At 34.1% G+C, this 24,214-nt stretch carries 19 protein-coding genes and 2 pseudogenes; all 21 read right to left on the bottom strand.

The window, feature by feature from the left end:
• Window positions 1-122 precede the first annotated feature (122 nt).
• Window positions 123-392, bottom strand: coding sequence for a 30S ribosomal protein S15 (rpsO, locus tag ACSBO6_RS07415; protein WP_098848338.1), 270 nt, complete (start codon window positions 390-392; stop codon window positions 123-125).
• A gap of 139 nt (window positions 393-531) precedes the next feature.
• Window positions 532-1,473, bottom strand: a complete 942-nt coding sequence (ribF, locus tag ACSBO6_RS07410) for a bifunctional riboflavin kinase/FAD synthetase (RefSeq protein ID WP_498844428.1) — start codon at window positions 1,471-1,473, stop codon at window positions 532-534.
• A 72-nt stretch (window positions 1,474-1,545) separates the two neighbouring features.
• A complete protein-coding gene (gene truB, locus ACSBO6_RS07405; protein ID WP_498844427.1) occupies window positions 1,546-2,457 on the bottom strand; it encodes a tRNA pseudouridine(55) synthase TruB in 912 nt (303 codons plus the stop codon).
• Window positions 2,458-2,529: 72 nt separating this feature from the next.
• Window positions 2,530-2,877 carry a 30S ribosome-binding factor RbfA gene (rbfA, locus tag ACSBO6_RS07400; protein WP_025568543.1) on the bottom strand — a complete coding sequence of 116 codons (348 nt, stop codon included), beginning with the start codon at window positions 2,875-2,877 and terminating at the stop codon, window positions 2,530-2,532.
• Between the two features lie 288 nt (window positions 2,878-3,165).
• On the bottom strand, window positions 3,166-5,349 hold the full coding sequence (gene infB, locus ACSBO6_RS07395) for a translation initiation factor IF-2 (protein ID WP_098848341.1): 2,184 nt from the start codon (window positions 5,347-5,349) through the stop codon (window positions 3,166-3,168).
• Window positions 5,350-5,372: 23 nt separating this feature from the next.
• Entirely contained in the window at window positions 5,373-5,672 is a 300-nt protein-coding gene (locus ACSBO6_RS07390) for a YlxQ family RNA-binding protein (protein WP_498844426.1), read from the bottom strand.
• The gene (gene rnpM, locus ACSBO6_RS07385) at window positions 5,669-5,938 is read right to left on the bottom strand and encodes an RNase P modulator RnpM (RefSeq protein WP_098848343.1); all 270 of its coding nucleotides are present in this window, start codon (window positions 5,936-5,938) and stop codon (window positions 5,669-5,671) included. The genes ACSBO6_RS07390 and rnpM overlap by 4 nt, the downstream gene beginning before the upstream one ends.
• Window positions 5,939-5,946: 8 nt before the next feature.
• The gene (nusA, locus tag ACSBO6_RS07380) at window positions 5,947-7,071 is read right to left on the bottom strand and encodes a transcription termination factor NusA (RefSeq protein WP_098848344.1); all 1,125 of its coding nucleotides are present in this window, start codon (window positions 7,069-7,071) and stop codon (window positions 5,947-5,949) included.
• 17 nt (window positions 7,072-7,088) lie between these two features.
• Window positions 7,089-7,562, bottom strand: a complete 474-nt coding sequence (gene rimP, locus ACSBO6_RS07375) for a ribosome maturation factor RimP (protein ID WP_097975469.1) — start codon at window positions 7,560-7,562, stop codon at window positions 7,089-7,091.
• Between the two features lie 243 nt (window positions 7,563-7,805).
• Window positions 7,806-9,218: pseudogene (locus ACSBO6_RS07370) on the bottom strand (PolC-type DNA polymerase III); the annotation flags it as partial.
• 112 nt (window positions 9,219-9,330) lie between these two features.
• Entirely contained in the window at window positions 9,331-11,157 is a 1,827-nt protein-coding gene (ltrA, locus tag ACSBO6_RS07365) for a group II intron reverse transcriptase/maturase (RefSeq protein WP_498844425.1), read from the bottom strand.
• Between the two features lie 735 nt (window positions 11,158-11,892).
• A pseudogene (locus ACSBO6_RS07360) lies at window positions 11,893-14,790 on the bottom strand (PolC-type DNA polymerase III); the annotation flags it as partial.
• Between the two features lie 124 nt (window positions 14,791-14,914).
• Window positions 14,915-16,612: a proline--tRNA ligase gene (locus ACSBO6_RS07355; RefSeq protein ID WP_098848347.1), complete on the bottom strand. Its 1,698-nt coding sequence runs from the start codon at window positions 16,610-16,612 to the stop codon at window positions 14,915-14,917.
• 219 nt (window positions 16,613-16,831) lie between these two features.
• Window positions 16,832-18,088 carry an RIP metalloprotease RseP gene (gene rseP, locus ACSBO6_RS07350; protein WP_498844424.1) on the bottom strand — a complete coding sequence of 419 codons (1,257 nt, stop codon included), beginning with the start codon at window positions 18,086-18,088 and terminating at the stop codon, window positions 16,832-16,834.
• A 13-nt stretch (window positions 18,089-18,101) separates the two neighbouring features.
• Entirely contained in the window at window positions 18,102-19,253 is a 1,152-nt protein-coding gene (gene dxr, locus ACSBO6_RS07345; RefSeq protein WP_098848349.1) for a 1-deoxy-D-xylulose-5-phosphate reductoisomerase, read from the bottom strand.
• 33 nt (window positions 19,254-19,286) lie between these two features.
• Entirely contained in the window at window positions 19,287-20,075 is a 789-nt protein-coding gene (locus ACSBO6_RS07340; RefSeq protein WP_098848350.1) for a phosphatidate cytidylyltransferase, read from the bottom strand.
• 17 nt (window positions 20,076-20,092) lie between these two features.
• Window positions 20,093-20,872: an undecaprenyl pyrophosphate synthase gene (uppS, locus tag ACSBO6_RS07335; protein WP_098848351.1), complete on the bottom strand. Its 780-nt coding sequence runs from the start codon at window positions 20,870-20,872 to the stop codon at window positions 20,093-20,095.
• Window positions 20,873-21,060: 188 nt separating this feature from the next.
• On the bottom strand, window positions 21,061-21,618 hold the full coding sequence (gene frr, locus ACSBO6_RS07330; RefSeq protein WP_098848352.1) for a ribosome recycling factor: 558 nt from the start codon (window positions 21,616-21,618) through the stop codon (window positions 21,061-21,063).
• Between the two features lie 2 nt (window positions 21,619-21,620).
• Window positions 21,621-22,343 carry a UMP kinase gene (gene pyrH, locus ACSBO6_RS07325; protein WP_098848353.1) on the bottom strand — a complete coding sequence of 241 codons (723 nt, stop codon included), beginning with the start codon at window positions 22,341-22,343 and terminating at the stop codon, window positions 21,621-21,623.
• A gap of 92 nt (window positions 22,344-22,435) precedes the next feature.
• Window positions 22,436-23,320 (bottom strand): translation elongation factor Ts, encoded by an 885-nt coding sequence (tsf, locus tag ACSBO6_RS07320; RefSeq protein WP_098848354.1) that lies wholly within the window; start codon window positions 23,318-23,320, stop codon window positions 22,436-22,438.
• A 127-nt stretch (window positions 23,321-23,447) separates the two neighbouring features.
• Window positions 23,448-24,146, bottom strand: coding sequence for a 30S ribosomal protein S2 (rpsB, locus tag ACSBO6_RS07315; protein WP_056470859.1), 699 nt, complete (start codon window positions 24,144-24,146; stop codon window positions 23,448-23,450).
• Window positions 24,147-24,214 lie beyond the last annotated feature (68 nt).

The raw sequence follows: 24,214 nt of genomic DNA, 5'->3' as shown, positions 1-24,214 counted from the left end.
TCAACTAACGAGAAAAATGAGAATAAATATTTATAAATTTAGAATTCAATTTTAAAACGATATGTATAAGAAAAAGCGGGAAGAATCCCGCTTTTTCTTAAAGTATCAAATTAATACTCAAATTAACGACGTAAACCTAATTTGTTAATTAAATCACGGTAACGAGTAATGTCTTTGTTACGTAAGTAGTTAAGTAAGTTACGACGCTTACCAACCATTTTTAATAAACCACGACGAGAGTGGTGATCTTTTTTGTGAGTACGTAAGTGCTCATTTAAAGAGTTAATGTTTTCAGTTAAAACTGCGATTTGAACTTCTGGAGAACCAGTATCGTTCGCATGAGTTTTGTAAGTGCTGATAATTTCGTTTTTACGTTCTTGAGTTAATGCCATGTTTTTTCACCTCATAATATTATTGTTGAACACCTATCACCTAGCAGTCGTCGGTGAATCGATTTGCCAAGCAACGGTTTTTCAAGTACTTTAATAATATAACATTGTTTTAATTATAAAAGCAAGTATTCTAAATTAGTTATTCTCGAAAATAATTTTTTACTGTTTCACGATCTTTTTGTAATTGATCGATTAACTCATTTATACCATTAAATTTCTTTTCATCACGTATTCTTGCATACCAAAAAATTTCAACTTCTTTTCCATATATATCTTCATTAAAATCAAAAATATTTACTTCAATTGTTTGTTTTTGGAACTCATGATAGAAAGTTGGTTTGTATCCTATATTACACATACCTTCATATAATTCACCGTTAACAATACATTTTACAGCATATACACCTACTGAAGGTAATGCATATGGAATGGAAACAGAGATATTAGCTGTAGGAAAACCAATCGTTCGACCACGTTTGTCTCCATCTACAACAATCCCTTTAATTTGATATTGTCTGCCTAGTAAGCGAGTAGCTGTTTCCATTTCACCAGCTTTTATCGCTTCTCTAATTCGTGTTGAACTTACTTTCTCACCGTCTAAAACGAATTTTGAAACTGTTGATTGAGTAAATTCACCTCTAGAATGAAATGGTAATGATTCCATATTCCCTTTACCATATTTTCCAAATGAAAAATCAAACCCAGCAACAACATGCTTTGCATTTAAAGAAATAATGTATTGATCGACAAATTCTTGTGGAAGTAAAGTAGCAAATTCCTCAGAAAATTCAACTACAAATAATTGGTCTACACAAAGTTTCTCCATCCACTTCACTTTTAGCTCCAAAGGTGTCAAATAGGAAATTGCATCATCACGATTTCCGAGAATTGCAGAAGGATGTGGATCAAATGTCATCACTGATAATAATAATCCTTTTTCATCTGCAATTTCTTTGGCAGTTTTTATGACTTGTTGATGTCCTTTATGTACTCCATCAAAAAAGCCAAGTGCTAAGACCGTTTCTTTACAATCTTCTTTTTTTATTGAATGAGGATGGGTGATTTTTATTATTTTTGTCATATTTATCACCTTTTCTATAATCAAGTCTCTTTTCCCATTATAGAACAATGATTAAAATTTATATAGTTTTTTCTATTGGTTATGAAATACTCTAGTCGGTTTAATAACTTTATTATTTTTAGGATTTGGAGTGTACATTGCAATAATTTTATTACTTTCGTTGTAAACTGCTATATATTCTCCTTCTTTACAGTTCATCGTATTCGAGAAAAATCCTCCGTTAAATACTCTAGCCTCTTCAATGGCATTTACAGTTAGACGTGGATACTCATTAAGAGCTTGCTCCATCGATAACATTACACGATCTAACGTTAACTCATTAGCATTTTCTTCTAATTCTGCAAATGTAACACAATCATCAATCGTAAATGCACCTGCTTTTGTTCTAGTTAAATAAGACATATGAGCAGGAAACCCTAATAGTTCCCCAATTTGAACAGCTAGCGTTCTAATATATGTACCTTTACTACAGAAAACTTCAAATTTAAACGAAATTGTCTCTCCTTCGAATACTTCTCGATCATCAAGTAAAATAATTTCAAATATCGTAACCGTTCTAGTTGGACGTTCAACTTCAATTCCAGCCCTTGCGTATTCATATAGCTTTTTGCCATTTACTTTAACAGCAGAATACATAGGAGGAATTTGTCTGATTTCTCCTGTTAATTGATGTAAGACGTTTAAAATTTCTTCACGAGTAATAACTCGATCTACCTTCTTTTGATCAATTATTTCACCATGAGCATCCTCTGTTGTTGTAGAAAACCCTAAAGTAATTTCACCAATATATTTTTTTCGATCATCGGTTAAATATGGAATTAACTTTGTAGCTTCACCTACACAAATCGGCAAGACACCCGTTACTTCTGGATCAAGAGTTCCTGTATGACCGACTTTTTTCGTCTTTAAAATCTTTCTTATTTTAAAGACACAATCATGAGAGGTAAGACCTGCTGGTTTATTCAGTGCAATTACACCATTCATTTTATCACCTATTGTTTTCTTTTTATCCTGATGAAAAATGGATAGACGAATCACTCGCCTATCCATTCATTATCAGTTATTTTCTTTATTAATTTGAGTTAGCAATGTTTCAATTCGATTACCATAATCGACTGATTCATCAAATTCAAAAATTAATTCTGGTGTCTTACGTAAACGAATACGTTGACCAATCTCAGAACGGATAAATCCTTTTGCTTTCGCTAATCCAATTAATGTATTTTGACGTTGTTCATCGTCACCTAATACTGAAATATAGACTTTAGCTTGTTGAAGATCACCAGTTACTTGAACATCGGTAACTGTGACGAAGCCGATTCTTGGGTCTTTAATTTTTCTACCAATAATTTCACCAAGTTCTTTCTTCATTTGTTCCCCAACACGATGTGCTCTTACTTTCATACTTTCACCTCTATCTTACAAAGCAAAACAATTCGTGCTTTCATACGATTAGTTTAACTAATTGTATAAATAATTATTTATTATGCTGAACTTATTCAATTGATGTTAAGTCCATTATTTATTTCCAGTTCTAAATCATCTTCTAAATGAAAATAATATGTTGTCTAGCTTTTAGCGACTTTCCCCTTGAGGTCATAAGCCCAATAGCAGTAAAGGTTAAAAACCAACCTTTTCTGCTTTTGTTCTTATGCTTGTCGGGGCTTAGCGAAAGCCTTCCACTTTTCGTTATTATTTACGTTTAATTTCTTCCATTACGTAGGCTTCGATTACGTCGCCTTCTTTAATGTCATTGTATTTCTCGATTGTGATACCACATTCGTAGTTTGTTGCTACTTCTTTAACGTCATCTTTGAAACGTTTTAGTGTGTCTAATTGACCTTCGAATACAACGATTCCGTCACGAATTAAACGTACACCGCTGTCACGAGTGATTTTTCCATCTGTTACGTAACATCCAGCAATTGTACCAACTTTTGATACTTTAAATACTTGACGAACTTCTGCTTGACCGATGACTTTTTCTTCAAACTCAGGGTCTAACATACCTTTCATCGCAGATTCAATTTCTTCGATTGCTTTGTAAATAATTCGGTGTAAACGAATATCTACATTTTCTAAATCAGCTGTACGTTTTGCATTTACATCAGGACGTACGTTGAAACCGATAATAATCGCATTAGATGCAGAAGCTAAAATGACATCAGACTCAGTAATTGCACCAGCGCCTGTGTGAATGATTTTAACTTTTACGCCTTCTACTTCAATTTTTTGTAATGAAGCAGCCATCGCTTCAACAGAACCTTGAACGTCTGCTTTTACAATTATGTTAATTTCTTTTACATTACCTTCTTGAATTTGAGCAAATAAATCTTCAAGAGATAATTTTGAACTTTCGTTACGTTGTTGAAGAACTGCTTTTGAAGCACGAGCTTCACCAACTTGACGTGCGCGTTTCTCATCGGCAAATACCATAAAACGGTCACCAGCTTGAGGCACTTCATTTAAACCAGTAATTTCAACTGGAGTAGATGGACCAGCTTCTTTAATTCGACGACCTAAGTCATTTACCATTGCACGTACACGACCAAATGAAGTACCAACTACAATTGGATCTCCAACTTTTAATGTACCATTTTGAACTAATAAAGTTGCAACTGCACCTTTACCTTTATCTAATTCAGCTTCAATTACAGTACCTAGTGCTTTACGTGTTGGGTTAGCTTTATATTCTTCTACTTCACTAACTAAAAGAATCATTTCAAGTAACTGATCAACACCATCACCATTTAATGCTGAAATAGGAACAAAGATTGTGTCTCCACCCCATGCTTCAGATACAATACCGTGTTCAGTTAATTCCTGCATTACACGATCTGGGTTTGCAGATTCTTTATCCATTTTATTCACAGCGATAATAATAGGTACCTCTGCAGCTTTTGCGTGATTGATTGCTTCTACTGTTTGAGGCATAACACCGTCATCAGCTGCTACAACGATAATTGTAATATCTGTTACTTGTGCCCCACGTGCACGCATTGTAGTAAATGCTGCGTGACCAGGTGTATCTAGGAACGTAATTTTCTTCCCTTCGATTTCTACTTGGTAAGCACCGATATGTTGTGTAATTCCACCTGCTTCTCCCGCAGTAACTTTTGATTTACGAATATAGTCAAGTAAAGTAGTTTTACCATGGTCAACGTGACCCATAATTGTTACAACTGGTGGACGTTCTTGTAGACTAGCTTCATCGTCAGCTTCTTCATCAATAAAGCTTTCGAAATCTGTTTCATCAACAATAACTTCCTCTTCAACTTCTACTCCGTAGTCACTTGCTAATAATTCGATTGTGTCTTTATCAAGGTCTTGGTTAATTGTTGCCATAATGCCTAGCATAAATAATTTTTTAATTAATTCTGATGGTTCTTTACCTAATTTTTTTGCAAGCTCAGATACTTTTAATGAACCTGAGAATATTATTTTATTTGAGGTGTTCTCGGTTGAGTTATTTTTATGATTCATATTTTGATTGCCTTTCTTTATCCCTGTCGTTTGTCGATCTTCATTTTGACTGCTTTGCTTTTGGCTATCAGTCTTTTTCTTTTTATTACTGTTCTTTTTTGATTTTACTTTTTCTTCTTCTAATTTATAGTCTACTTCATAATCAAGCTCTTCACTAGCTTCAACATTGAATGCAGGAATTACCTTAAAAGAAGATTTGGACACGGCTTTTTGGGGTTGTTTGATCTCTACAGACTTTGGTTGAAAACTTTTATTTAATTTTTCAACAATATCCTCTGCAATTGTGGCCATATGATTCTTTACTTCGATTTTTAAATCCTTGAGTCTTTCAATAATTTCCTTACTTGAAACATTTTGCTTTTTAGCATACTCATAAATTCTAATTTTCGTCATACGTTCACCCCCAGATTAGTCCATTAATTTAATAATGTCTGAAGTTTTGTTGCAAATCCTTGATCAGTAATTGCAACGACCACTCGAGCGTCTTTCCCAATTGCCTGCCCTAATTCAAAACGATTTTCAACATAACAAAGTGGAGTATTGTAAAAAGTTGTCTTGTCTTTTATTTTCTTCGCAGTTAAATCGGAAGCATCCTTTGACAAAATAACAAGTTTTGCTCTTTTTTGTTGAACTTCTTTTACAACTAACTCTTCGCCTGAAACCACTTTACGAGCTCTAGTCGCAAGTCCTAATAAAGACAGTCCTTTATTTGTCATGCTTGTTCCTTTTCAATATACGCTAAAAGTTCTTCATATAAACTTGCATCAATTTTAGCGTTTAATTGCTGTTCTAAAGTATTTTTTTGTTGCGCTTGTTTTACAACGTCAACAGATTTTGTTAAATAAGCTCCACGACCTGATTTTTTACCACTTGGATCAATGGATACTTCTCCTTCTTTAGAACGAACAATTCTAATTAATTCTTTTTTTGGTTTCATTTCTTGTGTTACTACACACTTACGTAAAGGAATTTTTCGATTCATGAGTTTACTCACTCCTCATTAAAGTCGTCAGCGTAAGCATCGAAATCATCATTAGATACACTTACTTCTTGGGTGTTTGATGTATAGTCAATACCAATTTTATCTGCATCCGACTGTGATTTAATATCAATTTTCCAACCAGTTAAACGCGCAGCTAATCTAGCATTTTGACCTCTTTTTCCAATTGCAAGAGATAACTGGTGATCTGGAACTACTACTGTAGTCGCTTTTTCTTCTTCATTTACTAAAACTCTAATAACTTGAGATGGGCTTAATGCATTTGCAACAAATTCAACTGGATCTGAAGACCATCTTACAATATCAATTTTTTCACCTTTTAATTCATTAACAATTGATTGTACACGTTGACCTTTTTGACCTACACAAGCACCAACTGGATCTAAATCAGGATTGCTTGTATATACTGAAATCTTAGAACGGTCACCTGCTTCACGTGCTACAGAACGAATTTCTACAACACCATCATAAATTTCAGGTACTTCTGTTTCAAATAAACGCTTTAATAATCCCGGGTGAGTACGTGATACAAAAATTTGTGGACCTTTTGAAGTTTTTTCAACTTTTGTTACAAATACTTTAATACGATCATGGATTCTGTATTTCTCAGTTGGAATTTGTTCAGTTACAGGTAGTACTGCTTCAATTTTACCTAAGTTAACATAAATTGCACGTGAATCGATACGTTGAACTGTACCTGTCATCATATCTTCTTGGCGGTCAATATATTCTGAATAAATTACACCGCGTTCAGCTTCACGCACTCTTTGTGTTACTACTTGTTTAGCAGTCGTTGCAGCAACTCGTCCAAAGTCTTTAGGTGTTACTTCTAATTCAATGATATCTCCTACCATAAAGTTTGGATTGTGTTGTTGTGCTTCTTCCACTGTAATTTCTAAACGTGTATCAAACACATTACTTACTACTTCTTTTCTTGCAAAAACACGAATTGACCCGTTATGTAGGTTAAAATCAACTCGAACATTTTGTGCTTGATTGAAATTACGTTTATATGCTGAAATTAAAGCTGCTTCAATTGCTTCAATTACTACATCTTTACTAATTCCTTTTTCTCTTTCAATTATTTCTAATGCTGTTAATAACTCCGAACTCATTAAAAAGTACCCCCTACTTAAAAAAACGTAACAGCAAGTCTTGCACTTGCGATTTTTGGTGTTGGAATTGTAATCATTTTTTTTCTTGTTTTAATTGTTAACTCTAACTGAACTTCCTCAGAAGTATAGGAAATTAATTTCCCTTCAAATTTCTTTTCGTCAAGGATTGGTTCATAAGTTTTAATGAAAACTTGTTTTCCAATTGCTTTTATAAAATCTTGTTCTTTCTTTAAAGGACGCTCAGCACCTGGTGATGAAACATCTAAGAAATATAGGTTTTCAATTGGATCTTTTTCATCTAAGACTTCACTTAGTCTTTCACTTACTGCAGCACATTGCTCCAAATCAATTCCAGACTCACTATCTATAAATACTCGAAGGAACCAGTCTTTTCCTTCTTTTACGTATTCGACATCAACTAACTCTAATCCTAGTTGTTCAATTATTGGTTGCGCTAATTCTGATACAACCTCTGTGACCTTCTTACTCAAGAAGTATCCTCCTTCCAAACATTACAAGATGAAAATTCCCTGCTATTTAGCAGGGAAATTATCTTTAGTATTTCCAATTTACGCAATTATTGTAACTTAAAATTCAAGTTACTAACTACGTAAGAGATGAATTGGGTCATAAGGGTAATAAGAAAGAGCAGGTTGCCCCTGCTCTTCAAGAAAAATCCCGTGCTAAATTACATCTGTATCTACTATACCATAATTCCCAAGTTTTGCAAACTGTTAAAAGCCATCGAAAAGTGATAATTGGTTTTGATCAGGTAAGTTTTGTAAACAGCCTTGTTTATCTAAATACTCCAATACTGTTTTAGAAATTTTACTTCTTTGTTGTAAGTCTTCTTTCGAAAGGAATTCTCCGTCTTCTCTAGCTGCAACTATATTTTTAGCTGCATTCGTTCCTAATCCAGGAATCGAATTAAACGGTGGAATTAATTTGTTCCCATTTACTAAAAATTCATCTGCACTCGATCGATATAAATCCATTTTTTCAAATGAATAACCTCTTTCACACATTTCCAATGCTAACTCTAGTACAGTCATTAAATTTCGCTCTTTTACAGATGCATCTAATCCTTTTATCGCAATTTCTTCAATTTTAGCTTTAATCGTACTTGGGCCAGCAATCATTGCTTCAATATCGAAATCTTCTGCTCGTACTGTAAAATACGCAGCATAATAAAGAATTGGATGGTGTACTTTGAAATATGCAATACGTACTGCCATTAAAACATATGCAGCCGCATGCGCCTTAGGGAACATGTACTTAATTTTTTTACATGAATCAATATACCAAGCAGGTACATTATTATTTCTCATTTCTTCTTCCCACTCTGCTGGTACACCCTTACCTTTACGAACAGATTCCATTATTTTAAATGCTAATGACGGCTCTAATCCTTGATAGATTAAATAAACCATGATGTCGTCACGACAACCAATTACTTCAGAAAGTGTACAAGTTCCACTGTTTATTAATTCAGATGCATTTCCTAGCCATACATCTGTACCATGTGATAAACCAGAAATTTGAACTAGTTCTGAAAATGTTGACGGCTTCGTATCTTCTAACATTTGACGAACGAATTTTGTTCCGAATTCAGGAATTCCATAAGTACCTGTCTTACAGCCTATTTGTTCCTCTGTAACACCTAATGGTTCTGGTCCAGCAAATATTTTCATTACTTCAGGATCGTCGGTTGGAATCGTTTTTGGATCGATACCACTTAAGTCTTGAAGCATACGGATAACAGTAGGATCATCGTGTCCTAGTATATCTAGTTTCAATAAATTATCATGGATTGAATGGAAATCAAAATGTGTCGTCTTCCATTCAGACTTAACATCATCAGCTGGGAACTGAATCGGTGAAAAATCATAAATATCCATATAATCTGGAACTACGATAATTCCACCTGGATGCTGTCCAGTTGTTCTTTTTACCCCTGTACATCCCATAGCTAATCGATCATATTCAGCACCACGTAAATTTAGATTATGATCATTTGCATAACCTCTTACGTAACCATATGCTGTCTTATCAGCTACAGTACCGATTGTACCTGCACGGTAAACATAATCCTCACCAAAAAGTACTTTTGTATAATTGTGAGCAGTTGGTTGATATTCTCCACTAAAATATGACAATAGGTAAGCCTTTGAAGTAATCTCCAGCTTTTCCCCTGTCCCACACCGTACGTGACCCTTTCGGAGTCATACGGCGCTCCATCGTCTTTATATTTACGAAGATTTATATAACTAGCGCTTGGAATCCTACAACCTTACGTAGTCTATTGAGTTTCTTAATTGCTCTGGTGTCTAATGTATTGACATGATGTAATTTAATAGGATCTTTCATCGGATTCTTTGTATGAACAAGATTATGAAAATCTTTCTTAATAATAACCAGATTGTCGTAGTCATCGCTTCCCCCCATTTTTGTGGGTAATATATGATGACAAATACAGTTTGACGGCATGAGCCTTTCACCTGAAATGTAGCATTTTCCTCTTTGTGCTAGATATTTACTTATCCGATTATTTTCATACAAAGTAGATTTTGATGAGTAGTTCCCTTTTCTTAAATGTTCAATTTCAATTGCGGTCACATATACTAAGTCTTTATGAATTCTTTGGCGGTTCTCTTTGTCATAAATCGTAAATTCAGGTTCTCTTTGTCCTCGTATTTGGTGTCTTATTGATTCAAACGGTAAGACAAGGATCCCATTACTTTTAAACCTCTTGTATGTGAAGTCGTTATAGAACTTTTCTATAACAGCATTGTTTTCTGAAGTTGGATTAAAAATGTTCCGCTTCAGCAAGGTTTTAATCTTAAAATGTATGATATGTCTAATATCATTGAAATCAGAGGATACCCTCGTCGCAATTTTATAGTAATTATGGATACCTAAAGTGAACGCATTAAGGTCAAGAATCTTATTTGGAGTTGGATTTTTTCTTATTTGACTTAGTTTATGCTGATAAACTTTTATCACTTTTTCCTTCGACTTCGGAGATATTTTTGAATTAACTATATATCCCCTTTTTGCTGTCCCTTTTTGAACTGCTCGAAAGCGTACACCTAAGAAATCCGTTCCATTCTTGCGAAGATTGATGATTTTACTCTTTTCAGGACTCACCTCTAAGTCTAATCGTTCCTTTAACCATTTTTTTACTGCTACAAAGAGTTTACAGGCATTCTCATAAGAGTTTGTAAAGATTTTAAAGTCATCGGCGTACCGAACAATGTAACATGGCTTTAACTTTGTTTTCTTTAAAGCATCTGTTCGATTCCTTTTGAGCTTATAATTCACTCTTGTTGGCTTTGTTTCCCATTGATTTGAAATCCACCAATCTAACTCGTTTAGAACTATATTTGCAAGAAGCGGTGATAAAATACCGCCTTGTGGTATTCCTTTTTCGGGTATACCTTCACCAACAAATTCAGCCTTTAACATTTTCCTTATAATAGAAAGTACCTTTTTATCCCTTATTCCGATAGCCCATAGTTGTTTTCCTAGCTTTTTGTGATTTACGTTGTCAAAGAACCCTTTAATATCTATATCGACTACATAATGATGATAACTATGATTAACCATGTGATAGCATCTTGCTAGTGCATCATGTGTATTTCGAAGTGGTCTAAATCCATAACTTGATGGGTGAAATTTAGCTTCAACAATCGGTTCAAAAACCTGTAAAATCATTTGTTGTATGAATCTATCTTCTATCGTTGGAATCCCTAAAGGACGCTTTTCACCATTTGGCTTTGGAATTAGCACTCGTCTTACCAATTCTGGTTTGTAGTCGTGTAGTTTCCTCCGAACCATTTTAATGAGCTTTTCTTTATTCATCTTGTTCAGATGTTTGATATTGTGACCATTTGTACCTTTTGTTTTGCATCTAGTGTTACTTTTTAAATTTCTAAAAGCAAGGAGGATATTTTCTTCTGAAATGATTAAATCATAGAGCCTTTTAAAATATCTTCCATTCTTACTCTCAGAATATAAAGTATCAAATGTTTCTTGAACATTAAAATATTCATTATTTCTTAGTTTTTGAACTATTAAGTCAGCCAACTAATCACCTCCAAAAGGCTTTCGTTTCTATTTAGTCATACGAGAATACTGACTTGTGTAGGATTTTGTTTCGTAAAAAGACGACTCAAGCCCTTCCCTCAGAATTGTTTTATCCTCAAACCTATTCGATATATTCGGTTTTCAACGGCAATTCCTGAAAACGGTACTACGGCTTTAATGCCACTCCGATAAATCTTCATTATACTCATAAGAGCTTTTTGAAGAACGACTTTTAAGCAATGTGTAATCATCTCGAGTCTTCGGAGCTTCCCACGTTCCGTTAATTCTATCTATACATACTTCCTTAGGTTTCCTCTATACTCCGTCTAGCACAATAGCTCCTATAAAGCTATGTGGATTTTCATAACCTAACGTTTACTCATCCACACTAGAAAGTCCTATTTTGGACCTCTAAGCATTTCTACTTAGCGACATTCACGAAGAGTCAGTCAAGGATTCGTCCAGATAATTCTATCCATTCTAACCATAGAAGTTTTGTAGACACCCGGCCTATCATTTACAACCAATAAAGGTCTTTCCTCACCATTAGTGTTAGGGTAAACTTCAGCCGGCTTTAGCGGGCTTCAAACAAATTACGTTATTACAGTACGTGCCTTGCTTGCCGCAGATTCAGTGAGTGTGTTTCAAGACGTTACCCTTTTCATTCCACACTTCGAATTAACAGTTCTCCTAGCTTTAGCTAGTGGCTAATCTTTTCAATTAGCAACGTGGCGCACTCAAATCTATGTCCGGAACCTTATCTCCTTTAAATCCAAGGAAGGTTTCAAAAGGAATATCATGACCATCTTTTTTATATGCAGTACCACATTCTGGACAATCTTTGTTCGGTAAATCGAATCCAGAACCAACTGATCCATCATTGAAAAACTCAGAGTGCTTACAATTTGGACAGACATAATGTGGTGGAAGTGGATTTACTTCTGTTATTTCTGTCATTGTCGCTACTAATGATGAACCTACAGATCCCCTAGAACCTACTAGGTATCCGTCATCTAATGATTTTTTTACAAGTTTATGCGAAATCAAGTAAATTACAGCAAATCCATGCCCAATAATACTTTTTAACTCTTTTTCAAGACGGGCTTCTACAATTTCTGGTAATTGTTCTCCGTAGATCGATCTTGCCATTTGATAACTCATATTACGAACTTCATCTTCAGCACCTTCGATTTTTGGAGTATATAAGTCATCTTTAATTGGTTTAATATCTTCAATTAAACTTGCAATTTTTTGAGTATTTGTAACGACTATTTCCTTTGCTTTTTCTTCTCCTAAAAATGCGAATGAAGATAGCATCTCATTTGTTGTTCTAAAATGAACATCTGGTAATCGATGTCTATTTAATGGATTTGCACCACCTTGAGAACCAACTAATATTTTTCGATAAATTTGATCTTCTTTTTGTAAGTGATGAACGTTACCAGTTCCAACTACAATTTTTTCTACCTTTTCAGCCATTTTTACAAGCTTTGAAATGACTTCTCTTAAATGTTGTTCATTTCGAACAATTTCTAATTCCACTAAATGTAAAAGTGTCTCAGGCGGCATTACTTCAATATAGTCATAAAACTCCATTAGCTTTTCCGCTTCTTCAGGAGATTTTTGAACACTTGCCTCAAAAACTTCACCTTTATCACACGCAGAACCAACTAATATTCCTTCTCGATGTTTCACTAGTAATGATCTAGGAACCCTTGCAACTCGATGATGATAATGTATATGAGAATATGAAACAATTTTAAACAAGTTTTTTAGTCCAGTTTCATTCGTAGCTAATAGAGTTGCATGTGATGGTCTTGCTCGTTTATAAGCATCGCCTTTACCCATGTTATTATTTAGCTCGTCATGATAATGCATACCTTGTTCTGCTGCGTCTTTTAACATTTTTAAAAGTAAGAAGCCAGTAGCCTCAGCATCGTAAATCGCTCTATGGTGTTGTGTTAAGTTTATATCGAATTTTTTACAGAGTGTATTTAAACGGAAGTTTTTAAAATCTGGATATAAAGTTCTAGCTAACTCAAGCGTATCAATTACACCGTTATTCGTAATACCTATCTCATATTTTTTAAAGCCCATTTGGATAAAGCCCATATCAAATGAAGCATTATGAGCTACGAGTATATCGTCACCCATCCATTCTTTAAACTCACGAAGTACGACATCAACATTTGGGGCATCTTTTACCATTTCGTCAGTAATTCCCGTCAATTCAATCGTAGTTGCTGATAGTGGATGATGCGGATTTGCAAATCGCTCAAATCGATCAATGATTTCACCTTTATGGATTTTTACAGCAGCTAACTCGATGATTGTATCATAAACAGCTGAAAGACCTGTTGTCTCTACGTCGAATACAACATAGGTTGCTTCCTCTAGTGAAATATGAGATGGATTATATGCTGTTGGAACACCATCATTTACTAGATTTATTTCAACGCCATATAGTATTTTTACACCGTGTTTCTTACCTGCTCCATATGCTTCAGGGAAGGCTTGAACAACTGCATGATCCGTTATTGCAATTGCCTCATGTCCAAACTTACTTGCTTGTTTAACTAAATCTCCTGCTGAAACGACTGAATCCATTTGGCTCATATGTGTGTGAGCATGTAACTCAATTCGACGCTCTCCTTCTGGCGCTTCATCCTTGCGTTCATCTGGATTAATTTCATTTATATCATTTGCAATCATGACTAAATCACGTACAAAAGTGTCGTTTTGAACAGATCCTCTAACTTTTACCCACATACCTTTTTTAATTCTATTTAGCATAGGGATATCTTCTTTATCTCTAGAGAACATTTTAACTAGTATTGAGCTCGTGTAATCAGTTATTTTAAAGGTAATTAAAACACGGCCACTCTTAAGTTCACGAATTTCAGAATCGAATACATATCCTTGAAGAACTACTCGTTTTTCTTCTTCAATAATAGACGAAATCGTATTAATTTCAGTTTCCTTAATATAATATCCAACAACAAGAGGACCCTCAGGCTCATCTCCTTCAGCTTCTTGGGCAGCCTCTTTCTTTTCTAATTCAACAAGTACTTCCATCGCTCGCTTGCGATCTTCTTCTGCTTTTTTCTCAAGAAACTCAGTTTTTTCATCAACATTATCTTTTATCGTATTCTCAAAAAACAACTTAGGAAATCCTACTTTTTGATATAAATCTTGCAACTGAGGAACGTATCGATTTGTAAAAGCATTCTCTTCAATTAGACTATTTAAGTCAATTATTACTTTATTATTTTCAACTTTAGGGTGGGCTGATTCAATATGCTGTAATATAGGGGATTTCGATTCAACAGATTGAATCATAAATGACCAATAATCAACTACTTTTTGTTCATCTATATTAGGATTTTCTGTATTAATAACGACCGAAACATCTGCTATATGTTTAAAAGTTCTTAATAAACTTGTTACAAATACTTGGAACGTTGCAAAAGGTAAAACATTATCGATCTTAAATGTAAACTGCCATTTTTTTTCGGTTTTATTTACTTCAAGATTTACGATTTCCCCATTTTTAAAATACATGTCTCGCATATCTTCGGGAAATTGAAGCTGATCTAATAATAGCTGAAACCGCTCCTGACGAGTTTGTCCCATTTTTTCACCAACCTTTTTATATAAATTTCAGTAAATGTGTAAAAAAAAATCGAAAGTACCTCTAAAAGAAGAGGTACTTTTTATTTGTGTGCGATTCCCATAAGGTGTCGCTTCCACTTTTATTTTATTTTAACATATTTATTTCATTCACAAGGTTAGAAATTTCTACTTCTTTACTAACTTGTCCATCTCTTGTTTTAAGTTCTACTATTCCTTCTGCAGCTTTTTTACCAACAACTACACGTACAGGAATTCCGAAAAGATCTGCGTCTGCGAATTTCACACCTACACGTTCATTTCGGTCATCTAATAATACATCTTGTCCGATTTCTTTTAACGTTTTATAAATATCGTCTGCTAAATTCACTTGCTCTTCATTCTTCGTATTGACTGTAATGACATGCACATCAAAAGGAGCAAGGTTTTTAGGCCACACAATACCTTTTTCGTCATGATATTGCTCTACAATTGCAGCTAATGTACGAGATACACCGATTCCATAACATCCCATAATGATTGGATTTGATTTACCATTTTCATCAAGGAATGTTGCATTCATAGACTCAGAATATTTTGTTCCTAATTTGAATACATGACCAACTTCAATACCTTTTGCAAATGAAATCGTTCCTTTACCGTCTGGTGATAAGTCACCTTCTTGAATGAATCTTAAATCTACGAAATCTTTTACGTTATAATCTCGATTTACAGTTACGTTAATATAGTGATAGCCTTCTTCATTTGCTCCACAGCAACCATTTACGATTCCTTTAATAGCGTTATCGGCTAATACTAATAAATCAGATTTTACGCCAATTGGACCTAATGAACCTATTTCACAGTTCATTAGTTCTTTTACTTCTTCTTTGGAAGCTAGCTCTACTGAATGTGCACCTAAATAATTCTTTAATTTAATATCATTTATTTCGTGGTCACCACGGGCAAGTACTAATACAAAACTTTCGTCTGCTTTGAAAATAATTGATTTAATGCTTTTTTCAATTGGTAAGTTTAAGAATTCGATTACTTCATCAATTGTTTTTTGATTTGGCGTTTCTACTTTTTGAACTTCTTCTAATTTCTCATCAGATGGTTCGTAATTCGTCACAACTGGTGCCATTTCAATATTTGCAGCATAGCTAGATTCATTTGAAAATGCGATTGTATCTTCTCCAATGTCAGATAACACCATGAATTCATGTGTATCTTTTCCACCCATTGCTCCTGAATCAGCAACAACCGCTCTGAAATTCAATCCACAACGAGTAAATACGTTGCTATAAGCCGTAAATAAACGATCATATACTTCATCCAAGCTTTCTTGTGATGCATGGAAAGAATATGCATCTTTCATTAAAAATTCACGCCCGCGAAGTAGACCAAAACGAGGTCGTTTTTCATCACGGAATTTTGATTGTATTTGGTAAAGTGTAATCGGTAATTTTTTATATGATTTTAATTCATCGCGAATAATAGAAGTAACAACTTCTTCATGTGTTGCGCCTAATGCAAATCCTCTACCATGGCGATCTCTTAAACGCATTAGTTCTGGACCAAAATTATCCCAACGGCCTGATTCTTCCCATAATTCTTGCGCTTGCATTGATGGCATTAACATTTCCATCGCACCAGCATTATTCATTTCTTCTCGGACGATATTTGCTACTTTTTGAAGTACTTTATTGCCTAAAGGTAAAAAACTATATATACCAGATGCATTTTGTCTAATAAAACCAGCTCTTAATAATAATTGATGACTTTTTATCTCTGCATCTGAAGGTACTTCACGAAGAGTTGGACTATATACGATACTTTGTTTCAAAAGGATTCACCTCATATTTTTCTTTTATTCTTATATACTTTTTAATTAATTTTTAAAATATGTAACAATACAAAAGTGCATTGTAAGATAAGAATCCGCTCCCACTTAAAACGGGCTAATTGACAAATAGATGTCACTAAGCCCGTTTTATAAAAAAGTAAGTCGCGGATTCTTAAAATATAATTCATGAAATTACACGATTAGATTAAACAGAGCTTCTTATAAGAAAAATCTTTTAATATCGTTCCAAGTTACGATGATCATTAATAACATTAAAAGCGCAAAACCTATAAAATGAACGACACCTTCTTTTTGGCGATCGATTGGTCGACCTCTTAATGCTTCTATTGCAAAAAATGTTAATCTTCCTCCATCAAGAGCTGGCAATGGTAATAAATTCATAATACCAAGGTTGATACTTAAAAATGCTGCCCATTTCATTAAGTAGAAAATACCCGACTGTGCAGCTTGATCTGTTACCTGATAAATTCCAACTGGGCCAGAAAGATTATTGATTGAGAATTGGCCAGATACTAAATGACCAACTGCTAATACAATTTCTTTTGTCCACCCAATTGTTTCAGTTATTCCATACTTAACCGAAGAAAAAACATTTTTTTCAACAGGTGCATACACACCGATTAGACCATTAACTTTATGATCGATTTCTTCTGATTTTGGCGTAATTGGAATCGAAAGAACTTTATTATCTCTTTTCACTTTAAATATTAACTCTTTACTAGGGCTTTCTCTAACAATTTTAACTACTTCTGCCCATTTTGAAACATCTTTATTATCAATTGATAAAACAATGTCCCCTTCTTTTAGACCAGCAGTTTGTGCTGGACCTTTTGGAAGTAATTCACCAATTTTAGCATCATTTACTGGCGTTCCTTGAAGTAATCCTAATAAAATAAAAATCACTAAGGCAAGAACAAAATTCATCATTGGACCTGCAAAGATGGCAATCGCTCTTTTTCCAACAGATTTACTATTAAATTGTCGGTTATATGGAGCAATCTGATGACCTTGTCCTTCACTATAAATGAACGCTTTTTCATTTACGTTGAATTTTGATATGTCTTCAGTTCCTTCTTCAGTACCAATGATTTCTAGCTTATGCTCTAAATCGATTGAATCAACTTCAACAAAACGAAGATCTTGGAAACGATCAAACTGATCAACTACAATTTTCGTAACTTCCCCGTGTGGGTTAAATTGTAAACCAATATGAGATCCAGGCTTTACTTGTACCATTTCTGGATCTTCTCCAGCATAACGAACATAACCACCAAGTGGCAATAATCTTATTGTATATGTTGTTTCATTTCGATAAAAAGAGAAAACCTTTGGACCAAATCCGATCGCAAATTCTCTACATAATATACCAGCACGTTTTGCAAAATATAGATGTCCAAGTTCATGAAAAAATACAAGTGCGCCAAAAATGACAACAAACGCTATAACTGTATTCATGTAATTACCACCCTTACTTTATTAGTGATGAAACGAATTGTCTTGTTTGTTCATCAATGTTACGAATTTCTTCTAATGAAGGCTTACTTATTACATTGTGTTTTTCAAGAGCATTTTCTATTAAATTCTCAATTTGTAAGAATGATATTTTATTCTGTAAAAAAGCAGCTACCGCTTCCTCATTAGCTGCATTTAATACAGTTGGTAAACTACCGCCAACTTTTCCTGCATGATAAGCATACTCCAAACATTTAAACCTATTAAAGTCCATCTCCTCAAAATGAAGTGTCCCAAATTTAATTAAATCTAATGGTTTATGATTATTAACTGGTTTTCTTGAAGGATAGTTCAATGCATAGGCAATCGGCACTCTCATATCAGGTGTTCCTAATTGTGCCATTACACTTCCATCATTGAATTCAATCATAGAGTGAATAACACTTTCTCTATGAAGTACAACATCAATTTTTTCATATGGCATATTAAATAGCCAATGAGCTTCAATCACTTCTAACCCTTTATTCATCATTGTAGCTGAATCAATTGTAATCTTTGCACCCATCGACCAATTTGGATGATTTAACGCATCCTCAATTGTAACATCTTTTAATTGATCTCTTGTTCGATCTCTAAAACTACCGCCCGAAGCTGTAATGATTAATTTATGTATTTCACTTGGGTTTTCACCATTTAAACATTGATAGATTGCTGAATGCTCACTATCTACAGGTAAAATTGAGACGCCATATTTTTTAGCTTCAGCCATTACAATATGACCTGCGGTTACTAATGTCTCTTTATTCGCTAGTGCGATTGTTTTTCCATTTTGGATTGCTTTCATCGTTGGAACTAAACCTACACTTCCAACTACAGCGTTTACAAGTATTGTACTATCTTCTTGGACTGCAACTTCAATTAGTCCTTCTTCACCATATAAAACTTTCGTTTCCGAATGGATACCTAAGCTCATCAGTTTTTCAGCTTCTTCTTTACCTGCAACTGAAACTAGTTTTGGTTTAAATTCTAAAATGATCTTATATAATTCATCAATATTTTTTCCTGCTGAACATGCGACTAATTCAAAATCATTTGATTGATTTCTAATAATATCGAGTGTTTGTATACCGATTGATCCAGTTGCTCCGAGTAAGCTGATTTTCTTCATTTTCATATGTCTCCTTAAATACAAAAACTAATACTATAATGTAAATAGTAAATAGACTATTGGCAATGTGAAAATGATACTATCAAATCTGTCTAATATTCCACCATGACCAGGTAATAAATTTCCTGAGTCTTTTACACCGTAGTATCTTTTATATGCAGATTGTACGAGATCACCTAATTGACCAAAAATTGAAACAAGAATAGCTACTAGTACTAAATATAGTATTGAATGATTTAACGTTAACATAATCGATAAAATTACTGCAACTACTACAGCGCAAATAATTCCGCCTATCGAACCTTCAATCGTTTTATTAGGACTTATATCAGGCCAAAGTTTAGTTTTACCTGTGGCTTTCCCAATAAAATACGCACCTGAATCAGTTGCCCAAATTACGAATAATGGGAAGAAGAAGTAGGAAATTCCCATATTTCTCATCTCGTACATATAATGAAATCCGAATCCTACATATAAACTACTAAGAACTACAAAAGAAGCATCTTCAAAAGTAAATGTATTCTTTGTAATTACCGTATATGATAAAAGTAATAGGATAAGTACAATAGAAATTTCCGTTTTACCGATTTCGATCGGAAATATCCTATTTGATAAATCATTTGGTGTAATTGCTACCCATGTTAAGATTAATCCAAGTACAGTTTGTGCACTAAATAAATTAAACTTTTTCATTCTAATCAATTCAAAATATCCGATTGTGCCAAGTGCAAATACTAGTAATCCAAATGGCCATTCACCATATATTACTAATCCTAGAAATAATGCTCCAGCTATAACTCCTGTTATAATACGCTGTTTCATGTTCGTTCACCGCTTTCTTAAATACCACCATATCTTCTTGCTCGATTTTGATATTCTTTTACCGCATCAATTAAACACGCTTCGGTAAAATCGGGCCATAATACATCAGTAAAATATAGTTCAGAATATGCAATTTGCCAAAGCATAAAATTACTAATCCTTAATTCACCGCTTGTTCTTATTAACAAATCTGGATCTTTAAAATCACTAGTCATTAAATATTGATTAAACAATTCTTCATTAATTTCTTCTTTATTTATTTTATTATCCAATACATCTGAAGAAATCTTTTTAACTGCAGAAACAATTTCGTCACGAGAACCATAATTTAGGGCAAAATTTAATACCATCCCCGTATTATTTTTTGTTTCTTCTACTGCTTTTAACACTGCTTCTGTTGTATAGCTTGGTAATTGCTCTTCATTTCCAGTTAACCGTACTTGTACATTTTCTTCAATTAATTCAGGTAAAAATGTCCCTAGAAATTCTTGTGGTAACTTCATTAAGAATTCTACTTCAGTTTTAGGTCTTTTCCAATTCTCAGTTGAAAAAGCATATAAAGTTAAGGTCTTTACACCTAATTTGCTGGCAGTCCTTGCGATTTTCCGAACTACTTTCATTCCCTCATAGTGTCCCTTAACTCTTGGTAAATTCCTCTTTTGTGCCCATCTACCATTACCATCCATTATGATTGCAACATGCTCAGGAATTACTCCATCGACCCCATTTAATTGCGAACTTGGAGGTACATTTTTCTTCTCTTTATTTCTTTTAAAAAAAGAAATTAATTTAAACATCTTTAATCCTCCGTTTAAGTATATCTAATTAAAGCATTGAGTAAAAAAACCCCCTTAAACAGAGGGTCTTTTTACTCAAAGCGCTTAGTTTATTTAATTATAATTCAATAATGAAATTATGTAATAGCATAATATGAAAAATTCATTATTTTTCTAAGCGCTAGTAAGATATACCTTGCAATGCAGTATTAAACTTCCATTATCTCTTTTTCTTTTTCTTTTGTGATTCCATCGATTTTTTCGATATGAGAATCTGTTTGTTTTTGGATGTCTTCTACAAGACCACGTAATTCATCTTCAGTAATTTCACCATTTTTTTCTGCTTTTTTCAGATCATCGTTTGCATCACGACGAATATTACGTACTGCAACTTTAGCATCTTCAGCAGATTTTTTAACTACTTTAACTAAATCACGACGACGCTCTTCAGTTAATGGAGGGAAACTAATTCTGATTACAGATCCATCATTTGAAGGATTTAACCCTAAATCTGCTTTTTGAATCGCTTTATCCATATCGTTAATCACTGTTTTATCGTAAGGAGTAATTAATAATAATCTTGCTTCTGGCACTGAAATATTTGCCATTTGGTTAATTGGAGTTGGAGCTCCATAATATTCAACCAAAACTTTATCTAAAATAGCTGGATTTGCACGACCAGCACGTACTGTTGCTAATTCTCTAGAGAAAGCAGCAACTGCTTTTGTCATTTTTTCTTTTGCTAAAGAAATGATTTGATTAGACATGTTTATTTCCCCTTTACTATCGTTCCAATATTTTCGCCAAGTACGGCACGTTTAATATTTCCTTCTTCCATTATTGAGAATACAATTAATGGAATATCATTATCCATACATAATGAAGATGCAGTTGAATCCATTACACCTAAACCTTCTTTTAATACGTCTAAATATGTAAGAGTTTCGTATTTTACAGCAGTTTTATCGATTGATGGGTCAGCTGAATATACTCCGTCTACATTATTTTTCGCCATTAAAATAACATCTGCTTCAATTTCAGCAGCACGTAATGCAGCAGTAGTATCTGTTGAGAAATAAGGATTTCCTGTACCAGCAGCAAAAATTACAACACGTTTTTTCTCTAAATGACGAATTGCTTTACGACGGATATATGGTTCTGCAACTTGACGCATTTCAATAGAAGATTGTACTCGAGATTGTACACCAAGTGTTTCAAGACTATCTTGAAGTGCTAAAGAGTTCATTACAGTACCTAACATGCCCATATAGTCAGCTGTAGCTCGGTCCATACCCATTTCGCTACCAGTCTTACCACGCCAAATGTTACCAGCACCTACTACTACTGCAACTTCAACATCTAGTTCAGCAATTTCTTTAACTTGTTGAGCGATTGATTTAATAACCGATGGATTAATTCCAAATCCTTGCCCACCTGCTAATGCCTCACCACTAAGTTTTAATACTACGCGATTATACTTTGCTTTATTCATAATAGCCTCCATTTACATACATCTATGTATTTACGTTTCTTTAAAAAATAGGGAACACATAGTGTCCCCTATTTTCATTCAAAGTAACTAAATTAGTTACCTTTTACTTGATTCATTACTTCTTCAGCAAAGTTATCTTCACGTTTTTCTAAGCCTTCTCCAACTTCATAACGAACGAAAGATTTAACAGTTCCGTTAGCAGCTTTTACGAATTGACCTACTTTAACGTCTGGGTTTTTAACGAAAGATTGATCTAATAAGCAAATTTCTTCGAAGTATTTACCAATACGTCCTTCTACCATTTTAGCAACGATGTTTTCAGGTTTACCTTCGTTTAATGCTTGTTGAGTTAAAATTGCACGCTCATGCTCAACTTCTTCTTGAGAAACAGCATCACGAGAGATATATTTAGGGTTGATTGCAGCGATGTGCATAGATACGTCTTTAGCAACATCTTCTTTAGTTGTTCCTTCAACTACAGAAAGAACACCGATACGACCGCCACTGTGTAAGTAAGCACCAAATGCATCAGCATCTGTTTTAGAAACTAATTCAAAACGACGTAAAGAGATTTTTTCTCCGATTTTAGCAATTGCATGGTTGATGAAAGTTTCAACAGTTTCACCATTTTCCATAGTTTGTGCTAAAGCTTCTTCAACAGTTGCAGGTTTGTTAGCAACGATATGTTTTGCAAGAGCAGAACCTAATTCTTTGAAACCTTCGTTTTTAGCAACGAAATCAGTTTCAGAGTTTACTTCGATTAATACTGCATCGTTTCCAGCTACTTCAACGAAAGTTAAACCTTCAGCAGCGATACGGTCACCTTTTTTAGCAGCTTTTGCGATCCCTTTTTCACGAAGGTAATCGATTGCTTTGTCCATGTTACCATCAGTTTCAGTTAACGCTTTTTTGCAATCCATCATACCAGCGCCAGTTTTTTCACGTAATTCTTTTACCATTTGTGCAGTAATTGCCATTATATTTCATCTCCTATATGTAAGCTTATTTTATTAATCGTTTTATAAGGTAAACAATTTTCGATTATTTTAACCTTAAAAAAAGGTGATAAAAGGCTAAAACCTCTTATCACCTTTCACTTTCTCATTAAGCAGTTGTTTCTTCGCCTTGTTTCGCTTCAAGAATCGCATCTGCCATTTTTGATGTAAGAAGTTTTACAGCTCTAATAGCATCGTCGTTTGCTGGGATAACGTGATCGATTTCGTCTGGATCACAGTTAGTGTCAACAATACCGATGATAGGAATGTTTAACTTACGAGCTTCAGCAACAGCGATACGCTCTTTACGAGGATCAACAACGAATAATGCATCAGGAAGTTGCTTCATGTCTTTGATTCCGCCTAAGAATTTTTCAAGACGTTCTAATTCTTTTTTAAGTTGAATAACTTCTTTCTTAGGTAACACTTCAAATGTGCCATCTTCTTGCATTCTTTCGATATCTTTTAAACGTTTAACACGTTTTTGGATTGTTTGGAAGTTTGTTAACGTTCCACCTAACCAACGTTGGTTAATGAAGTACATACCAGAACGGATTGCTTCATCTTTAATAGCTTCTTGAGCTTGTTTTTTAGTACCAACGAAAAGGATGTTTCCACCTTCAGCAGCGATACCTTTCATTACGTTGTAACATTCTTCAACCTTTTTAACTGTTTTTTGAAGGTCGATGATGTAGATACCGTTACGCTCAGTGAAGATGTAACGTTTCATTTTTGGGTTCCAACGGCGAGTTTGGTGACCGAAGTGAACACCAGCTTCTAATAATTGCTTCATAGAAATTACTGACATTTTATTTCCTCCTAATGGTTCTTTTTCCTCCGCTCACGTCTTCTTCTCCTATCACTCCCAAACTGGGT

The organism is Bacillus sp. AL-1R, assembly GCF_052180195.1.
In the GTDB taxonomy this organism is placed as follows: domain Bacteria; phylum Bacillota; class Bacilli; order Bacillales; family Bacillaceae_G; genus Gottfriedia.
This window is presented reverse-complemented; position numbering and strand designations above follow the sequence as displayed.

Bases quoted from the DNA above. Each gene is read 5' to 3' on its own strand.
- rpsO (WP_098848338.1), bottom strand. From the start codon at position 392: ATGGCATTAACTCAAGAACGTAAAAACGAAATTATCAGCACTTACAAA.
- ribF (WP_498844428.1), bottom strand. From the start codon at position 1,473: ATGACAAAAATAATAAAAATCACCCATCCTCATTCAATAAAAAAAGAA.
- truB (WP_498844427.1), bottom strand. From the start codon at position 2,457: ATGAATGGTGTAATTGCACTGAATAAACCAGCAGGTCTTACCTCTCAT.
- rbfA (WP_025568543.1), bottom strand. From the start codon at position 2,877: ATGAAAGTAAGAGCACATCGTGTTGGGGAACAAATGAAGAAAGAACTT.
- infB (WP_098848341.1), bottom strand. From the start codon at position 5,349: ATGACGAAAATTAGAATTTATGAGTATGCTAAAAAGCAAAATGTTTCA.
- ACSBO6_RS07390 (WP_498844426.1), bottom strand. From the start codon at position 5,672: ATGACAAATAAAGGACTGTCTTTATTAGGACTTGCGACTAGAGCTCGT.
- rnpM (WP_098848343.1), bottom strand. From the start codon at position 5,938: ATGAATCGAAAAATTCCTTTACGTAAGTGTGTAGTAACACAAGAAATG.
- nusA (WP_098848344.1), bottom strand. From the start codon at position 7,071: ATGAGTTCGGAGTTATTAACAGCATTAGAAATAATTGAAAGAGAAAAA.
- rseP (WP_498844424.1), bottom strand. From the start codon at position 18,088: ATGAATACAGTTATAGCGTTTGTTGTCATTTTTGGCGCACTTGTATTT.
- dxr (WP_098848349.1), bottom strand. From the start codon at position 19,253: ATGAAGAAAATCAGCTTACTCGGAGCAACTGGATCAATCGGTATACAA.
- ACSBO6_RS07340 (WP_098848350.1), bottom strand. From the start codon at position 20,075: ATGAAACAGCGTATTATAACAGGAGTTATAGCTGGAGCATTATTTCTA.
- uppS (WP_098848351.1), bottom strand. From the start codon at position 20,872: ATGTTTAAATTAATTTCTTTTTTTAAAAGAAATAAAGAGAAGAAAAAT.
- frr (WP_098848352.1), bottom strand. From the start codon at position 21,618: ATGTCTAATCAAATCATTTCTTTAGCAAAAGAAAAAATGACAAAAGCA.
- pyrH (WP_098848353.1), bottom strand. From the start codon at position 22,343: ATGAATAAAGCAAAGTATAATCGCGTAGTATTAAAACTTAGTGGTGAG.
- tsf (WP_098848354.1), bottom strand. From the start codon at position 23,320: ATGGCAATTACTGCACAAATGGTAAAAGAATTACGTGAAAAAACTGGC.
- rpsB (WP_056470859.1), bottom strand. From the start codon at position 24,146: ATGTCAGTAATTTCTATGAAGCAATTATTAGAAGCTGGTGTTCACTTC.